This is a genomic window from Roseateles sp. GW821-FHT09G03, from assembly GCF_059416045.1.
Genome location: NZ_JBWKOK010000001.1, coordinates 1,496,971 through 1,511,483 on the forward strand (window position 1 = coordinate 1,496,971; position 14,513 = coordinate 1,511,483).

14 protein-coding genes are annotated in these 14,513 nt (G+C 69.6%); 13 read left to right on the forward strand and 1 reads right to left on the reverse strand.

The features are described 5' to 3' along the window. The first annotated feature begins 38 nt into the window (after window positions 1-38). The 6 genes from AC07OZ_RS06675 to AC07OZ_RS06700 are packed head-to-tail and all read left to right on the forward strand — an operon-like array spanning window position 39 to window position 6,107. Window positions 39-515, forward strand: a complete 477-nt coding sequence (locus tag AC07OZ_RS06675) for a DUF2147 domain-containing protein (protein ID WP_495466365.1) — start codon at window positions 39-41, stop codon at window positions 513-515. Window positions 516-538: 23 nt separating this feature from the next. Continuing rightward, window positions 539-1,495: a TorF family putative porin gene (locus AC07OZ_RS06680; RefSeq protein ID WP_495466366.1), complete on the forward strand. Its 957-nt coding sequence runs from the start codon at window positions 539-541 to the stop codon at window positions 1,493-1,495. After that, entirely contained in the window at window positions 1,495-3,189 is a 1,695-nt protein-coding gene (locus AC07OZ_RS06685; protein ID WP_495466367.1) for a xylulokinase, read from the forward strand. Before AC07OZ_RS06680 ends, AC07OZ_RS06685 begins: the two co-directional genes overlap by 1 nt. Continuing rightward, window positions 3,186-3,848 carry a class II aldolase/adducin family protein gene (locus AC07OZ_RS06690; protein WP_495466368.1) on the forward strand — a complete coding sequence of 221 codons (663 nt, stop codon included), beginning with the start codon at window positions 3,186-3,188 and terminating at the stop codon, window positions 3,846-3,848. The genes AC07OZ_RS06685 and AC07OZ_RS06690 overlap by 4 nt, the downstream gene beginning before the upstream one ends. Next, window positions 3,848-5,410, forward strand: a complete 1,563-nt coding sequence (locus AC07OZ_RS06695) for an aspartate aminotransferase family protein (protein ID WP_495466369.1) — start codon at window positions 3,848-3,850, stop codon at window positions 5,408-5,410. The genes AC07OZ_RS06690 and AC07OZ_RS06695 overlap by 1 nt, the downstream gene beginning before the upstream one ends. A 19-nt stretch (window positions 5,411-5,429) precedes the next feature. Beyond that, on the forward strand, window positions 5,430-6,107 hold the full coding sequence (locus tag AC07OZ_RS06700; protein ID WP_495466370.1) for a hypothetical protein: 678 nt from the start codon (window positions 5,430-5,432) through the stop codon (window positions 6,105-6,107). A gap of 46 nt (window positions 6,108-6,153) precedes the next feature. On the opposite strand, the gene AC07OZ_RS06705 is transcribed toward AC07OZ_RS06700, so the two are convergent. Next, complete coding sequence (locus AC07OZ_RS06705; RefSeq protein ID WP_495466371.1) at window positions 6,154-6,849, reverse strand: alpha/beta fold hydrolase; 696 nt, start codon at window positions 6,847-6,849, stop codon at window positions 6,154-6,156. 315 nt (window positions 6,850-7,164) lie between these two features. On the opposite strand from AC07OZ_RS06705, the gene AC07OZ_RS06710 reads away from it, so the two are divergent. The 7 genes from AC07OZ_RS06710 to AC07OZ_RS06740 all read left to right on the forward strand — a co-directional run bounded on the left by AC07OZ_RS06710 (window position 7,165) and on the right by AC07OZ_RS06740 (window position 14,409). Continuing rightward, window positions 7,165-7,497, forward strand: coding sequence for a hypothetical protein (locus AC07OZ_RS06710; protein ID WP_495466372.1), 333 nt, complete (start codon window positions 7,165-7,167; stop codon window positions 7,495-7,497). Window positions 7,498-7,686: 189 nt separating this feature from the next. Then, a complete protein-coding gene (locus AC07OZ_RS06715) occupies window positions 7,687-9,234 on the forward strand; it encodes a carbohydrate-binding protein (RefSeq protein ID WP_495466373.1) in 1,548 nt (515 codons plus the stop codon). A gap of 122 nt (window positions 9,235-9,356) precedes the next feature. Next, entirely contained in the window at window positions 9,357-10,442 is a 1,086-nt protein-coding gene (locus AC07OZ_RS06720) for an SPFH domain-containing protein (RefSeq protein ID WP_495466374.1), read from the forward strand. 51 nt (window positions 10,443-10,493) lie between these two features. Next, a complete protein-coding gene (locus tag AC07OZ_RS06725; protein ID WP_495466375.1) occupies window positions 10,494-12,095 on the forward strand; it encodes a DUF4178 domain-containing protein in 1,602 nt (533 codons plus the stop codon). 141 nt (window positions 12,096-12,236) lie between these two features. After that, window positions 12,237-12,461, forward strand: coding sequence for a DUF350 domain-containing protein (locus AC07OZ_RS06730; RefSeq protein WP_297525741.1), 225 nt, complete (start codon window positions 12,237-12,239; stop codon window positions 12,459-12,461). 15 nt (window positions 12,462-12,476) lie between these two features. Further along, a complete protein-coding gene (locus AC07OZ_RS06735) occupies window positions 12,477-13,340 on the forward strand; it encodes a hypothetical protein (RefSeq protein WP_495466376.1) in 864 nt (287 codons plus the stop codon). Between the two features lie 262 nt (window positions 13,341-13,602). After that, window positions 13,603-14,409 carry a hypothetical protein gene (locus AC07OZ_RS06740; protein ID WP_495466377.1) on the forward strand — a complete coding sequence of 269 codons (807 nt, stop codon included), beginning with the start codon at window positions 13,603-13,605 and terminating at the stop codon, window positions 14,407-14,409. The last annotated feature ends 104 nt before the right edge of the window (window positions 14,410-14,513 follow it).

Sequence of the window (14,513 nt, forward strand, 5' to 3'; positions counted from 1 at the left end):
CCAATGATGCGAGGACGAACCCCTCCGGAGAGGACGCGATGGCAGCTCGACAAGCCCCTTCTCGACGAGGCTTCCCGGGGATCCGGCCCGGACCGGCCACAGGCGCCGCGCTCGTGGCGCTGTGCGCTGCGTTGATCCCGTGCCTGGCGATGGCCGCCGGCCCGGACGACGCCAAGGGCCGCTGGCTGAGCGCCGACGGCGGCGCCGTCATCGAGTTCAAGCCGTGCGACGACAAGCCGACCGCGCTGTGCGGCCGCATCGTCTGGGACAAGGACGCCGGCAAGGCCGACGACACCTGCGGCATCCAGATCGCGCAGCTGGACCGATACGAGAACGAGGCCTGGCGCGACGGCTGGGTCTACGACCCTCGCGACAAGAAGAAATACAAGGGCGCGCTGCGCGTGAAGAGCGGCGACCTCTACATCCGCGCCTACATCGGGACCGAGATCCTCGGCCAGACCGAGCAGATGAAGCGCGTGGCGGAGTTGCCCGCCTCGCCCGTCTGCAAATCCTGAACACCAGAACGAGGAGACCCGAGATGACCCGCCAGACCTCCGCTCGCCCGACCTTCGCGCCCGACATGACTCGCGTGCGTCGCTCGCCCCGGCCACCTCATGCGCCTCGGCTGGCCTTGTGCGCCTTGGCCGTCATCAGCGCGCTGGTCCCGCTGGCCGCCCGCGCCGACGAGACCGGCACCGCCACGATGGGCATCGAGACGGAAGTGAAGCTGCTCTCCGACCTGCGCAACCGCGGCGTGTCGGACTCGGGCCGCAAGCCGTCGCTGCAGTTGGGCGTGCAGCTCGCGCATGAGTCCGGGATCATCGGCCTCGCGCAGCTGTCCACCGTCAGCAAGAAGGCCTTCACCGACGGGGACGGCGTCAACCTGCTGCTCGGCACCGGCTACCGCTTCGGCGATCCCGACGGGTGGCACTTCGGCGTGGGTCTGGCCAAGGAGTTCTTCCCGGGCGCGAAGTTCGACGCGCCCCACGGCATCGACATGGAAGCCGGCGTGCCGGTGGACTTCCGCCGGACCCGCTACGACACCGCCTACGCCGTGCTGGAGATCGGCTGGGGCAAGCTCGAGGGGCGCATCCTCAACGTGCTGTCGCGCACCTACCGCGGCGCCGACACGGGTGGCGTCTGCGGCCAGATCCTCGTCGCCGGCGTCGATCCCACGCCAGCGCTGGAGTGCTACGCGCGCGGCGACCAGAACTCGCGCGGCAGCCTGCTCTACGACCTCACCTACCGCCATCCGCTCACACCCACCACCACGCTGAACCTGCATGCGGGCACGCAGAAGATCCGCCACTTCAAGGAAGCGGACTTCAGCGACTACTCGATCGGCATCACCCACGTGCGCTGGGGCCTCAACTTCACCGCCGAATGGGTCGCCACCAGCACCCATCGGCCCGAGCTCTTCATGATCCCCGACGGCGACGGCTGGAAGCGCCAGGACAACAACACCGTGGTCGTGTCCGTGTCGCGCAAGTTCTGATGACGTCTCCGGTTCCCTCGTCACTATCGTCGTCGCCTCCGACATCGTCGATCGCGACGACTGCGTCGACCTCATCGCTGGTGCTGGCGGTCGATCTCGGCACCAGCGGCTGCAAGTGCGCGCTGGTGAGCCTGGACGGCGAGGTCGTGGCCTGGGCCTTCCGTCCCGTGGCGCTGTTCGTCGACGGCGCGCGCGCGGAGCAGGATCCGCAGGCCTGGTGGCAGGCCTTGCTCGACGCCGCCGGCGAAGTGCTCGCGCCCGACGCGGCGCGGCGGCGGCGCGTGACGGCGGTGTGCTGCTCCACGCAGACCGAGGTCACCGTCTGTCTCGGCCATGACGGACGCGCGATCGGTCCGGCCTTCAGCTGGCTGGACGCGCGTGGCGCCGCGGCCATCAAACGCCGGCTGCGCGGCCGCTGGCTCAACATCGAGGGCTACGCGCCGCACCAGCTCTGGCGCTGGCTGCGGCTGACCGGCGGCGCGCCGTCGCTCAGCGGGCGCGACGCCGCCGGCCACATGGCCTACATCCGCGACGAGATGCCCGCCGTGCATGACGCCACGCGCTGCTTCCTCAACGCGCTCGACTACCTGAACTACCGCCTCTGCGGACGCGTCTGCGCGACGCAGGATTCCATCCTCACCAGCTGGGTCACCGACAACCGCGATCCCTCGCGCATCCGCTACGACGGGCGGCTCATCCGCGCGCTGGGGCTGGACGCCGACAAGCTGCCCCCCATCGTGCGCTCCACCGAGGTGCTGGGCCCGCTGCTGCCCGATGTTGCCGCGGCGCTGGGACTGCCCGCGTCCACGCCGGTCGTGGCGGGCGCCGTCGACACCTCCGCCGTCGCGGTCGGCGCCGCCGTCACGGACTTCGAGACCCACCTGTACCTGGGCACGTCCTCGTGGCTGGGCGCGCATGTGCCTGAGATGCGGACCGACGTCCGCCACAAGATCGCGGCCGTGCCCTGCGCGGTCGACGACCGCTATCTCGCACTCGCGCTTCAGTCGACGGCCGGCGCCAACCTGTCCTTCCTGCGCGACCGCATCCTGTACCACCCCGACGAGCTGGCGTCCGACGAGGAACACCCCGCCGTCTACGAGCTGCTCGACAAGATCGCCGCGCGCGTGCCGCCGGGATCGCGCGGACTGATCTACACGCCGTGGCTCTTCGGCGAACGCACGCCGGTCGACGATCCGCTGCTGCGGGCGGGGCTGATCAATCTCTCGCTGGAGCATTCGCGGGAGGACATCTTCCGCGCCTTCCTGGAGGGCGTCGCGTTGAACACGCGCTGGATGATGGAACCCTTCGCCCGGCTGCTGGGGCGCTCGCCGGGCACGATCGCCGCGGTCGGCGGCGGCGCGCAGAGCGATGTCTGGTGCCAGATTTTCGCGGACGTCACCGGCCAGCCGATCCGGCAGCTGGAGCATCCGATCCAGGCCAACGCGATCGGGGCGACCTTCCTCGCCGGCATCGGCACCGGGGCGCTGCGCTTCGGCGATCTCGCGGCGCTGCGTCGCACGCGCCGCATCTACGAACCGGCGGTCGATCTGAGCCGTCTCTACAGCGACAAGTTCGAGGCCTTCAAGGACGTCCAGAAGCGCCTGGCGCCGCTGTACCAGCGCCTCAACCGTGCCCCGGCGACAGCGGTGGTGCCAGGTGTTGCCACAAGCACGGCCGCCGGAGCGGCGACATGAAGCACGAGATCGAGCGCCATCACGTGGTGCAGCTCTGCCTGCGCCTGTCCGAGCGCGGCTACTTCGCCGGCACGGGCGGCAACCTGATGCTGCGCATCGCCGACGATCTGGTCGCCGTCACGCCGTCGGCCACGGACTACCTCGTCATGCGGCCGGAGGACGTCTGCGTGCTGCGCCTGACCGACCTGACCGTGGTCGACGACGCCAGCGGCGGCCAGCGCCAGCCCTCCGTGGAAACCGGCCTGCATGCCCGCGTGATGCGCGCGAGGCCCGACGTCGGCTGCAGCATCCACACGCACCAGCCGCTGGCGAGCGCCTGCGCGCTGATCGGTCTGCCGCTGAAAGTGCCGGAGCCGATGCAGCGCTGGCTCGGCACGGAAGTGCCGGTCGTCGGGTATGCGCCGTCGGGGACCGCGTGGCTGGCGGGCAAGCTCGCCAAGGCGGTCCGTCCGGACCGCCAGGCCTACCTGCTGCGCAACCATGGCATCCTGTGCTGCGCCGCGGACAGCGCCACCGCGCTCGAAGCCGTCGAGCGCCTCGAGACGCTCGCCCGCGACCTGCTCGCGGCGCACATCGACGAACGCGCCCGCCGCGAGCCCGGCCTGCGAGCCCGGCTCACCCCGGTGCGCGACCTGCTGCTTCATCTCAAGGGACCGTGATGTCTACGATTGCTTCCGCCCCCGCCGCGCCCACGCCGTCATCCGCCGAGTCAGCCGCATCCGCCGCGTCCGCACTGGACGGGCATCGCGCGACGTCGCCAGCCAATGCCTTGCCGCCCGGCGCCCCCGCGGTGCCCGCGTGGCCCGATACGCACGCGCTCTACGAGCGCTTCGCCGCGCTCGTCAACCAGCCGATGCGGCCGATCCGGCCGGACGCGATGCCCAAGGTGCTGCGCTGGTTCGACGAGCACTGCGCCGGCTCGAAGCGCCTCGCGGAGCAGGCCGCCACCGTGATCCCCGGCGGCGTGCAGCACAACCTCGCGTTCAACCATCCGTTCCCGCTCGCGATCACGCGCGCCGAGGGCGCCCACCTCACCGACATCGACGGCAACCGCTACATCGACTTCCTGCAGGCCGGCGGTCCGACGCTGCTCGGCGGCAATCCGCCGGCCGTGCGCGCGGCCGTGCATGCGCTGCTCGATGACTGCGGCCCCGTCACCGGCCTGCTGCACGAGTACGAGGTGAAGCTCGCCGAGCTCGTCTGCCGCCACATGCCCGGCGTGGAGATGCTGCGGATGCTGGGCTCCGGCACCGAGGCGGTGATGGGCGCGGTGCGGCTGGCCCGCACTTTCACCCGGCGCCAGCGCGTCATCAAGATCGGCGGCGCGTATCACGGCTGGAGCGACCAGCTCGTCTACGGCATGCGGCTGCCGAAGACGGGCCGCATGGAAGCGATCGGCATTCCGCGCGGCGCGACGGCGAACACGCAGGAGTGCCTGCCCAACGACCCCGAGGCCCTGCGCCGCCTGCTGCGCTGGAACCGCCTGCGCGGCGGCACGGCCGCGGTGCTGCTGGAGCCCTTCGGGCCGGAGAGCGGCACGCGGCCCGTGCACCGCGAGTTCAATGCGCAGGTCCGCGCGCTCTGCGACGAGTTCGGCGCGCTGCTGATCTTCGACGAGGTGGTGACCGGCTTCCGCGCCGGCATGGGCGGCGCGCAGGCCTACTTCGGCGTGACGCCCGACCTCACGGTGCTCGGCAAGTGCCTGACCGGCGGTTATCCGATGGCGGGCGCGATCGGAGGCAAGCGGGAGATCATGATGTCGCTCGTCGGCGGGATCGGGACGACCTCGCGGCGCGCTTTCGTCGGCGGGACTTTGTCGGCCAATCCGCTCAGCTGCGTGGCGGGCTATCACTCGCTCCTCGAGGTGGAGCGCACCAACGCGCCAGCGGTGGCGGGACGCGCGGGCGAACGTCTACGCATCGGGCTGGACGAGATCATCCAGCGGCGCGGACTGCCGTACGTGGCCTACAACCTCGGCTCCATCGTGCATCTGCAGACCTCGGGCGTGCTGCTGCTCGACACGAGCAGCCTGTGGAAGCTCATCAAGGTCAAGGACGAGGCCAAGCGGCGCAAGCACATGATGGAGGAGATGGGCGCGGCCTTCACCGCGCACGGCTTGATCTCGGTCGCGGGCAGCCGGCTCTACACGAGCCTGGCCGACACCGACGAGGTCATCGACGATGCGCTGAACCGCTTCGACGATGTGATGGCGCTGGTGTGACGGCACCGTCGACGACGCCATGAACAACGAGTTCCCGGCCGGCGCCGACGGCGCCTGCAACGATGAGGCGCTCAAGGACACCTGGCACGGCCTTCGGCAGCGGCTGCTGGCGCGCGGGTTGATGCCGGGCGATTCGGACAGCCTCTCGCTGCGCGATCCCGCCAGCGGGCGCCTGGGATGGGGAACAGCCACGGACGCATCGATGCGGACGACGCATCTCGCTCCTGCCGAAGCCGGTGGCACGGGCGTGCTGGCACTTCATCGGACGATCTATGAAGCTCGGCCAGACGTCTGCGCCGTGCTCGTCGGCGGAGGCCCGTTCTGCCGCCAGATGGCGGCGTTCGGCGGATGGATGCCGGCCGTCTTCGATGAGCAGATCCGCCAGCTCGGCCACATGGCGCGCCCGACCGACACCCTGTCGCAGCTGCCGGCTGCGTTGGCCGATGGCGGCAACGTGGGGCTGCATGCGGGTCAGGTCTTGCTGCTGGGGATGACGCCGTCCCGCCTCGCGCTCAACGCGGAGCTCTTCGAGAAATGCGCGAAAGCCTGGGTGCCGGCGACCGCCAGCGGCGCGAAGCTGCGCACACTGCCGTGGATCGTCCGCCGCGTCGCCAACGGCAGGCTCATGAAGGAAGAGGCTCGCGCCCGCGAGCAGGTGAGGCTGGGGAAGCCACCGCAGGAGACCCGCGGCTACTGACCTTCCCCAGCCGGATCGTCACTTCCCGGTCATCACTTGCCGGCCATCACTTGCCGGTCGATTGCGCCGCCTGACGGATCAGGGCCGCCACCGCCTCCGGTTGCGACACGTAGACGGAGTGGCTGCCCGGCACCTCCACCACGGTCGATCCGGCCCGCTGCGACATCGCGCGTTGTGCGGGCGGCGGGATCATCTTGTCGTCCTTGGCCACGAGGTACCAGCTCGGCTTGGTCTTCCACGAGGCTTGCGTCACCGCGCCCGCCAGCGCATTGACACCCCAGGGCACCTGCGAGGCCGCCATGAACGCTGCCTTGTCTGCGCTCAGGTCACCGGCGAAGGCCGCGGCGAACTTCGCCTGATCCAGCATCAGGAAGCCGTCCTTGGGCGGGAGGATGGGCGGCACCGGGGCGCCGGGCACCGGGTTCTTGATCAGCGAGTCGACCGACTCGCCCTTGTCCGGCGCGAAGGCCGCGATGTAGACCAGGCCCTTGACCTTCGGGTCGTTGCCGGCCTCGGTGGTCACGACGCCGCCGTACGAGTGGCCGACCAGCAGGACGGGACCCTTCTGCTCCGCGACGAGCCGCCGCACGTAGGCCACGTCGTCGGTCAGCGACGTCGTCGGATGCTGCGCGATGCTGACGGCGTAGCCGTCCTTCTTCAGGATGTTGTAGACGGGTTCCCAGCCGGAGCCGTCCACGAAGCCGCCGTGGATGAGGATGATGCTGACGGTGAGTGCGTTCATGATGATCTCGCTTTCGTTGATGTTGAGAGAGTGGGAGCGAGGGGCCTCATGAACCGCCTCGCCGCAGATTTGCTTTAGGCTTAAAGCACTGCGAGACAAGATTAGGCTTCAATCATTTAGGCTTCAAGTACTTTCGGGGGACACGAGGACGTCGCCCGGGTCGTGCGATTGGCAAGGCTTTTGCTTGCACACCGCACCGTCGACGGGTGTCGTGCGGGTTTCGCTCAAAGCCAAACGCTTGCGGCGGGTTTCCACGGACGCGATGCCGGTCGTGGCCCGACAGACTGGCGATCCCCTTCCCACCGAGCGCCGCCAGTGACAAACAACGACCGCCTCTCGGGCGACTCGTCACGACGAGCGCCTCCCTTCGTTCCCCAGGAGTTCTTCGCCGCCGACGCCGCCGGCATCCCGCTGCGCGCGATCTTCGGCATCGCGGGGGGATCGGACGACGGCGCGTCGACGGACCGCTCCCTGCTCATCGCGCAGGCCTGCCTCAGCGGCTGGCTGCGCCACGCCCATTTCGGCGACCTGGAACTCGTGCCGTCGGCCGAAGAGTTCACCCGCATCGAGACGCGCCGCCGGCTCGTGTTCTTCGAGGTCGCGACGGTGCTCGCGCGGGTGGAAGCGGCTCAGAGCCGGGCGTCCTGAGATCGAGTCGCCCGCCGGGCCTGAGTTCGGCCCCTCAGTCGCTCATGGAAGACCCTCGGTGACTACCCCGTTCTGGGTAGCTCCAACGCGCAGTCGTTTCTCCCCTCGCATCTCATTACCCACGGTCACATCCCTCCAGTTTTCAGGTTCGTAAAGTCGCCTCGCCCTCATCAGCGGAGCTTCACGAACATGACCGGACTGGACACCTCCAAGCGCCACGCGCACTCGCCACAAGCGACCTTCGCCCGGCGTTTCCGATGGACGCTCACGCCCGTCCTGCTGGCCGCGCTGGCGGCCTGCGGCGGCGGCGAAGGCCTCGACCCGCGCGTCGGCGCGCAGGACGCGGCGCCCGCGCCCGACGCGCAGGGCGACGGCGATCGCGCCACCATCCAGGCCACGGCGCCGGCGAAGTTCCGCCACCCCGGCATCTTCATGAGCCAGGCGCGGCTGGACACCTTCAAGGCCTCGGCCAACTCGCCGTCCGGGAGCGGCATCAAGACGGGCTACGCCGTGGTCCTCGCCGACTCGCGCAGCAACTACACGTATGCGCATCAGGCGCTGACCACCGTCGAGGTCGTCGGCAGCGCCAGAGGTCCGCAGGAATCGCGCTTCAAGAACGATGCGATGGCCGCCTACCTCAACACCCTGCGCTGGGTGAAGACCAACGACGTGCGCCATCGCGACAAGGCCGTCGCCATCCTCAACGACTGGGCCGCCACCTTCCGCGGCTTCACCGTCGCCTCCGGCACGAACGCCGCGCAGGTCCAGCTGGAAGCGGCGTGGATGCTGCCCGTGTGGATCAGCGCGGCCGAGATCCTGCGGCATCACGGCGGCGGCCTCGGCAACTGGCCAGCCGCCGAAGTGACGCGCTTCAACGGCTTCGTCGACCGCCTCTACACCGAGACCGCCAAGGCGCAATCGCGCGTCAACAACTGGGCCGTCTCGGCCGCGCTCGGCATGATGGCCACCGGCGTCTTCCAGGACAACCCGACGCGCTACGCCGCCGGCCTGACGCGCTTGATCGAGATGATCCCGGTGTCGATCTACGGCAACGGCGAGATCAACGAGCTCAAGGCCCGTGACTGCTGGCACCCGCAGTACAACCTGATCGGCATCGCGCAGGCCGCCGAGATGGCCGCGAACCAGGGCGACAACTCGGTCTGGATGCACAAGCCCAATGCCAAGGACGCGCTGCCGCGCCTGGCCATGGGCCTGGAGTACATGGCGAAGTCGCTGAACAACGGCGCGGGCGTGCGCGACTGCCGCAGCTATCACACCGAGTCCGGCTACACCGAACTGGCGCTCAACGGCTACGTGAGCCGCGGCGTCGCCATCCCCAACTTCCAGTCGTACGTGCGCTCGCACGGACCGGACCAGGGCGGCTACGAGTTCCTCGGCTGGACCACCGCCACCCATGGCACGGACACGAGCGGGGCCACGCCACCGCCGCCACCGCCCGCACCGGCGCCTTCTCCTGCACCGTCACCCGCACCTTCACCTGCGCCATCGCCCGCTCCGGCGCCCTCACCCGCCCCGGCGCCTTCGCCAGCGCCCGCGCCGAGCTGCCCCGCGTGGAGCGAGGGCAAGACCTTCAACGTCGGCACCGTCGTCAGCTACCAGGGCAGGACCTACAAGGCCCTGGTCACGCACACCGCGTGGGCCGGCGCCGGCTGGACACCGGCCTCGACGCCGACGCTGTGGACGCCGGCATCCGCCAGCTGCGGGTCCTCGACGTAGGCGGGGCCGCGTCGCTTCCCCCGCACAGGTCTCCCCCCTCAGGGTGACCAAGGTCGCCCCGTCGCTGAGGGATACTCCCTCGCGACGGTCGACTTGGACCGTGCCTTTCGTGGAGCAGCGCCATGGGCCTGATGGACTTCATCAAGAAACAGTTCATAGACATCATCCAGTGGACGGAGGACGACAACGGCGTCCTCGCGTTCCGCTACCCGATGCAGGACTTTGAAATCCAGTACGGCGGCTCGCTCACCGTCCGCGAATCGCAGATGGCCGTCTTCGTCAACGAAGGCAAGGTCGCCGACGTGTTCGGCCCCGGCATGTACAAGCTGACCACGCAGACACTGCCGGTCCTCACCTACCTCAAGAACTGGGACAAGCTCTTCGAGTCCCCGTTCAAGAGCGACGTCTACTTCTTCTCCACCCGCCAGCAGATCGACCAGCGCTGGGGCACCACCCAGCCCGTCACGATCCGCGACAAGGATTTCGGCGCCGTGCGCCTGCGCGCGTTCGGCAACTACTCGTACCGCGTCGTCGATCCGAAGAAGTTCCACACCGAGATCTCCGGCACCCGCGAGCGCTACACCGTCACCGAACTCGACGGCCAGCTCCGCGGCCTGATGCTGCAGCACATCTCCGACGCGGTCGCCCAGTCCGGCATCCCCTTCCTGGACCTCGCCGCCAACCAGGTGGAGTTCGCGAAGGCGCTGCAGGAAGCCACGGCCCCGTCCTTCGACGCGCTCGGCCTCAAGCTCGAGGGCGTCACGCTGCAGAACGTCTCCCTGCCCGAGGAACTGCAGAAGATCCTCGACCAGAAGATCGGCATGGGCATGATCGGCCAGAACATGGGCCAGTTCCTGCAGTACCAGACCGCGCAAGCCATCCCCAAGCTCGCCGAAGGGGTGGGCGCGGGCGGCGGCGGTGGCATCGCGGGCGATGCGATGGGCCTGGGCGCCGGTCTGGCGCTCGGCCAGACCATGGCGCAGCAGCTGCAGCAAGGCCTGTCCGGCGCCAACCAGGCGGCCGCTCAAGCAGCGGCTCAAGCAGCCGCACAGGGTGCCGCGCCGGTGGTGCAGCCGCAACCCGTCAGCGCCAGCGCCGACGAGGTGCTCCTGCTGCTGGAAAAGCTCGGCGACCTCAAGGCCAAGGGCATCCTCACCGACGAGGAGTTCGCGGCCAAGAAGGCCGATCTGCTCAAGAAGCTCAGCTGACGCCGTCCGGCGTCCACGCGTTTCCCACGCATGACCCGCTCCGGATCCTGATTGGCCACCGCTTCCCCCCAGCGCCGCTGGCAGGCGCACTGCCCGAACTGCGGGGCGCCGGTCGAGTTCGCCTCGGCCGCGTCCGCCAGCGCCGTCTGCAGCTATTGCCGCTCCACGCTGCTGCGTGAAGGCGACGCGCTGCGCAAGATCGGCACCAGCGCGGAACTGTTCGAGGACTACTCGCCGCTGCAGCTCGGCGCCGCCGGGCGCTACGCGGGCGCGGGCTTCGTCGTCGCCGGCCGGCTGCAGATGGCCTATGCCGACGGCAGCTGGAACGAGTGGCACATCCTGTTCGACGCCAGCGCCGACCAGCCGCCCCGCAGCGGCTGGCTGGCGGAGGACAACGGCAGCTTCGTCATCAGCTTCGAGGCGCCGCTCCAGGAGCGCGCGCCCGATCCCGCCACGCTGCGCCCCGGCGAGCTGCAGATGCTGGCCGGGTCGGCGTGGCAGGTCGCGTCCATCGTCGACGCGACGCTCGCCGCCGCCGAAGGCGAATTGCCGCATCCGCCGGAGCTCGCGAAGAGCTACCCCGTCGTCGACCTGCGCAACACCGCCGGCGAGGTCGCGACGCTCGAATACAGCGATCCGGCCCAGCCGACCTGGTCCATCGGCCGCGCGGTCCAGCTCGCCGACCTGGCGCTGACCGGCCTGCGCGAGGCCAGCGGCGCCACGCTGCAATCGAAGGCGCTGCCCTGCCCCAACTGCGGCGCGGCGCTCGAACCGAAACTCGGCACGACGCAGTCCATCGTCTGCGGCCAGTGCAAGTCCGTCGTCGACGTGTCGAAGGGGGCCGGCGCCGATCTCGCGGCGTACCGTCAGAACACCGGCGGCGAGCCGCAGATCCCCCTCGGCACGACCGGGATGCTCGCCATCGAGGGCGGCACGCCCAAGCCCTGGCAGGTCGTCGGCTACCTCGAGCGCTGCGACATCCCCGAGTCCAGCGAGGACGAACAGACCTTCTGGCGCGAGTACCTGCTGTTCAGCCGCATGGAGGGCTTCGCCTTCCTCGTCGACACCGAGGACGGCTGGAGCGTCGTGCGGCCGATCACCGGCGCGCCGTCGAACGCAGGAGCCAAGTCGGTCCGCTACAAGGACAAGGACTTCAAGCACAAGTGGACCTACACCGCGAAGGTCACCTACGTGCTCGGCGAGTTCTACTGGCGCGTCAAGCGCGAGGAACGCGCCCTCGTCCGCGACTTCGAATGGCGCAACGGCACGCGGCTGGAACTGCTCAGCAGCGAGCAGGCCGGCAACGAGGTCACCTGGAGCCACGGCCGCGCCGTCGACGCCGCCGAGGTGCGCCGCTTCTCCGCGCTGCCCGAGGACAAGATGCCGGCGCTGCGCCGCGACGTGACGTCGGGCATGGACCAGGGCAAGCTGCTGCGCAACATCATCATCGGGATCTTCGTGATCGCGGTGCTGTTCGCGATGCTGCGCGCCTGCAGCAAGGACGATTGCGACCGCTACAAGGACACCTACGGAGAGAGCAGCGCCGAGTACCAGCAGTGCAAGCGCAGCAGCCGCGGCTCCGGCGTGGGTTACGTGGGATCCAGCGGCGGCTCTTACGGCGGTTACAGCAGCGGTGGCGGCGGCCACAAATAGTCACGAGCGGTCACGAGCGCCACGGCAATCGCGGAGACACTCCGGCCCGCTCGGACCTTCGCGCCCCACGGTCTCCATGACCGGCATCGATGGCGACATCGATGGCCCTATCGACTTTGAACGAACGACCAGGAGAACGACATGGAAGGTTTCGAATGGCTCAAGCCCGCGATCGTGCTGGGCTCCATCCTGTACGCCCTCATCGGCGTGCTGGTGTTCTGGATCAGCTTCGTCGTCATCGACAAGCTGACCCCGTACAAGCTGTGGGAAGAGATCGTCGAGCACAAGAACATGGCCCTGGCCGTCGTGGTCGCGGCGATGTGCATCTCCATCGGCCAGATCGTCGCCGCGGCGATACACGGCTGAACTGAACAGACTTTCATGCGCCCCTTCGCCCGATCCGTTGCCAGATCCGTCGCCCACGCCGTCGCGCCATTCGCGCTGACGGCGCTGACCGCGCTCGCCCTCCTGGCGGCCGCCGGTCCCGCGTCCGCGCAGCAGCAGTCCTACAAGCCGCCCCCGCTGCCGAAGCCGTCCGGCATCGCGCCCAAGGGCGACTTCACCAAGGACCTGCAGCGCGCGCGGCCGGAGGCGGACCCGGGCCAGGCGGCCGGCAATGAAGGTTCCGACGAGGCCTTCCGCGCCAAGGCCGAGGCCGACGCGATCCGCAAGGCCAACGCAGCAGGCCGGCACGACCTGATCAAGCGCACCGGCTCGCGGCTGGTGCTGCCGACGGTTTCCGGCCGGCCCGAGATCTTCGACAGCGTCTGGCCCAACGCCAGCGGCCACAGCGAAGCCGCCTACGAGGACTACCGCTTCGACGGCCTGTCGCCGGACCGCGAGTTCTTCGTCGTGCGCGCGACCTACTACGAGAGCAGCGACGTCATCTGGGTCTCCCGCCAGGACGGCGAGCGCTACCGGCTGCGCGCCACGCCCAAGCCGTCGCCGGACGGCAGCCTGCTGGCGGTGGTCAGCGCCTCCGAGCTGATGGACTTCAACGGCATCCTCATCTGGGAGCGCGTGTCGAGCCGGCTGGTCGAGAAGTTCCGGCACGAGCCCGGCGACCGCTTCGCGCTCTACCGCTTCATGCGCTGGAAGGACAACCGGACCATCGAGCTCGAGCGCACCACGCAGGGCGATCCCCTCACCTGCCGCAATGCGATGGAGGAGACGCTGGTCGTGCTCACGCGCGAGGGCGACAACTGGACCCTGAAGGACGTTACCTCGCCGCGCTGCAAGCGCTGAGCGCAGGGGCACGGCGTAGACGTCGTCGAGGTCAAGGCCTGACCCCGTCAGGGGCAGGCCTTGTCACCAGGCGTAAGTTGTGTGGGCCAGCGAACGGAGCGCTTTTAGACTGCGGCGCCTAGTCCTCCGTTCCACGCGCGCCCGCTGTTCCGTCCCGATGTTGTCCGTCCCGCCCGCTGTTCTGGCAGCCATGCCAGCAGTTCTCCCGGCTGCCGTTCCTGCCGCACCTGCAGCAGCACCTGCAGCCGCACTTCCAGTCGCGATGCCAGCCGCCGGATTCGGCCACGCGCTCCGCGCGGCCATCGCGGTCGCGCTGCTGTTCACGGGACTCGCCGCTGAAGCCTCCTCCAATGCCTGGCCCTCGCCACCCCGCCCGGTCGCGTCAGTCGGACTCGCGCCGCGCGGCATGTTGTTCGCGCCGTCGTCCGCGACCGCCGGTGGCCCCGCGGCCGAGGAAGGTTCCGACGAGCAGTTCCGCGCCCAGGCTGAAGCCGAGGTGCTGCGCCGGCTCGGCCTGGCGGCGCGCCGCGACGACCAACGCCTGTGGCTGCCGGTCGCCAAAGGCCGCCCGGTGGTCCTCGACAACCAGCCACCCGATCCCGCGGATCCCACGGCGCCCGCCGTCGACTTCCGTCTCGACGGGCTGTCGCCCGACGGCCAGTTCTATGTGGTTCGCGCGACGCTGGCCGCCGGCAGCGAACTGCTGTGGATCTCCCGCGCCGACGGCACCCGCTACGAGATGCACGGCAACGTCAACCCGTCGCCGGACGGCCGCTACCTGGTGGTGACGCACGCGTCGCCGGGCGCGGAGTTCAACGGTGTCGTGCTCTGGAGCCGCGAGGACGGGCGCCTCGTCGAGCGCTACCGGTTCCAGCCCACGGCCGATCAGACGGCGATCAGCTTCCGCTTCATGCGCTGGCGCGATGCGGACACGGTCGAGCTCGCGCAGTTCGCCGAAGTCGACGCGACGACCTGCGACCTCGGCACGCTGAGTTCCACCGCGCTGCTCTCCCGCAAGGCCGAACGCTGGATCCTGCGCAGCGCCAGCGGTCAACGCTGCGATCGCTGAAGAGCCCGGCGCCCGGTGCCCGGCGTTGCGTCATCGCTCTATCACGCTTTTCAAGCCCGACCGGGCATCCGATCACCCCGGAGTTGCATCCGATGTGACGCCCG

Excerpts from the sequence above, each read along its gene's own strand:
- AC07OZ_RS06690 (WP_495466368.1), top strand. The coding sequence starts at position 3,186 with ATGAAGCACGAGATCGAGCGCCATCACGTGGTGCAGCTCTGCCTGCGC.
- AC07OZ_RS06675 (WP_495466365.1), top strand. The coding sequence starts at position 39 with ATGGCAGCTCGACAAGCCCCTTCTCGACGAGGCTTCCCGGGGATCCGG.
- AC07OZ_RS06740 (WP_495466377.1), top strand. The coding sequence starts at position 13,603 with ATGCCAGCCGCCGGATTCGGCCACGCGCTCCGCGCGGCCATCGCGGTC.
- AC07OZ_RS06680 (WP_495466366.1), top strand. The coding sequence starts at position 539 with ATGACCCGCCAGACCTCCGCTCGCCCGACCTTCGCGCCCGACATGACT.
- AC07OZ_RS06730 (WP_297525741.1), top strand. The coding sequence starts at position 12,237 with ATGGAAGGTTTCGAATGGCTCAAGCCCGCGATCGTGCTGGGCTCCATC.
- AC07OZ_RS06720 (WP_495466374.1), top strand. The coding sequence starts at position 9,357 with ATGGGCCTGATGGACTTCATCAAGAAACAGTTCATAGACATCATCCAG.
- AC07OZ_RS06685 (WP_495466367.1), top strand. The coding sequence starts at position 1,495 with ATGACGTCTCCGGTTCCCTCGTCACTATCGTCGTCGCCTCCGACATCG.
- AC07OZ_RS06715 (WP_495466373.1), top strand. The coding sequence starts at position 7,687 with ATGACCGGACTGGACACCTCCAAGCGCCACGCGCACTCGCCACAAGCG.
- AC07OZ_RS06705 (WP_495466371.1), bottom strand. The coding sequence starts at position 6,849 with ATGAACGCACTCACCGTCAGCATCATCCTCATCCACGGCGGCTTCGTG.
- AC07OZ_RS06735 (WP_495466376.1), top strand. The coding sequence starts at position 12,477 with ATGCGCCCCTTCGCCCGATCCGTTGCCAGATCCGTCGCCCACGCCGTC.
- AC07OZ_RS06695 (WP_495466369.1), top strand. The coding sequence starts at position 3,848 with ATGTCTACGATTGCTTCCGCCCCCGCCGCGCCCACGCCGTCATCCGCC.
- AC07OZ_RS06700 (WP_495466370.1), top strand. The coding sequence starts at position 5,430 with ATGAACAACGAGTTCCCGGCCGGCGCCGACGGCGCCTGCAACGATGAG.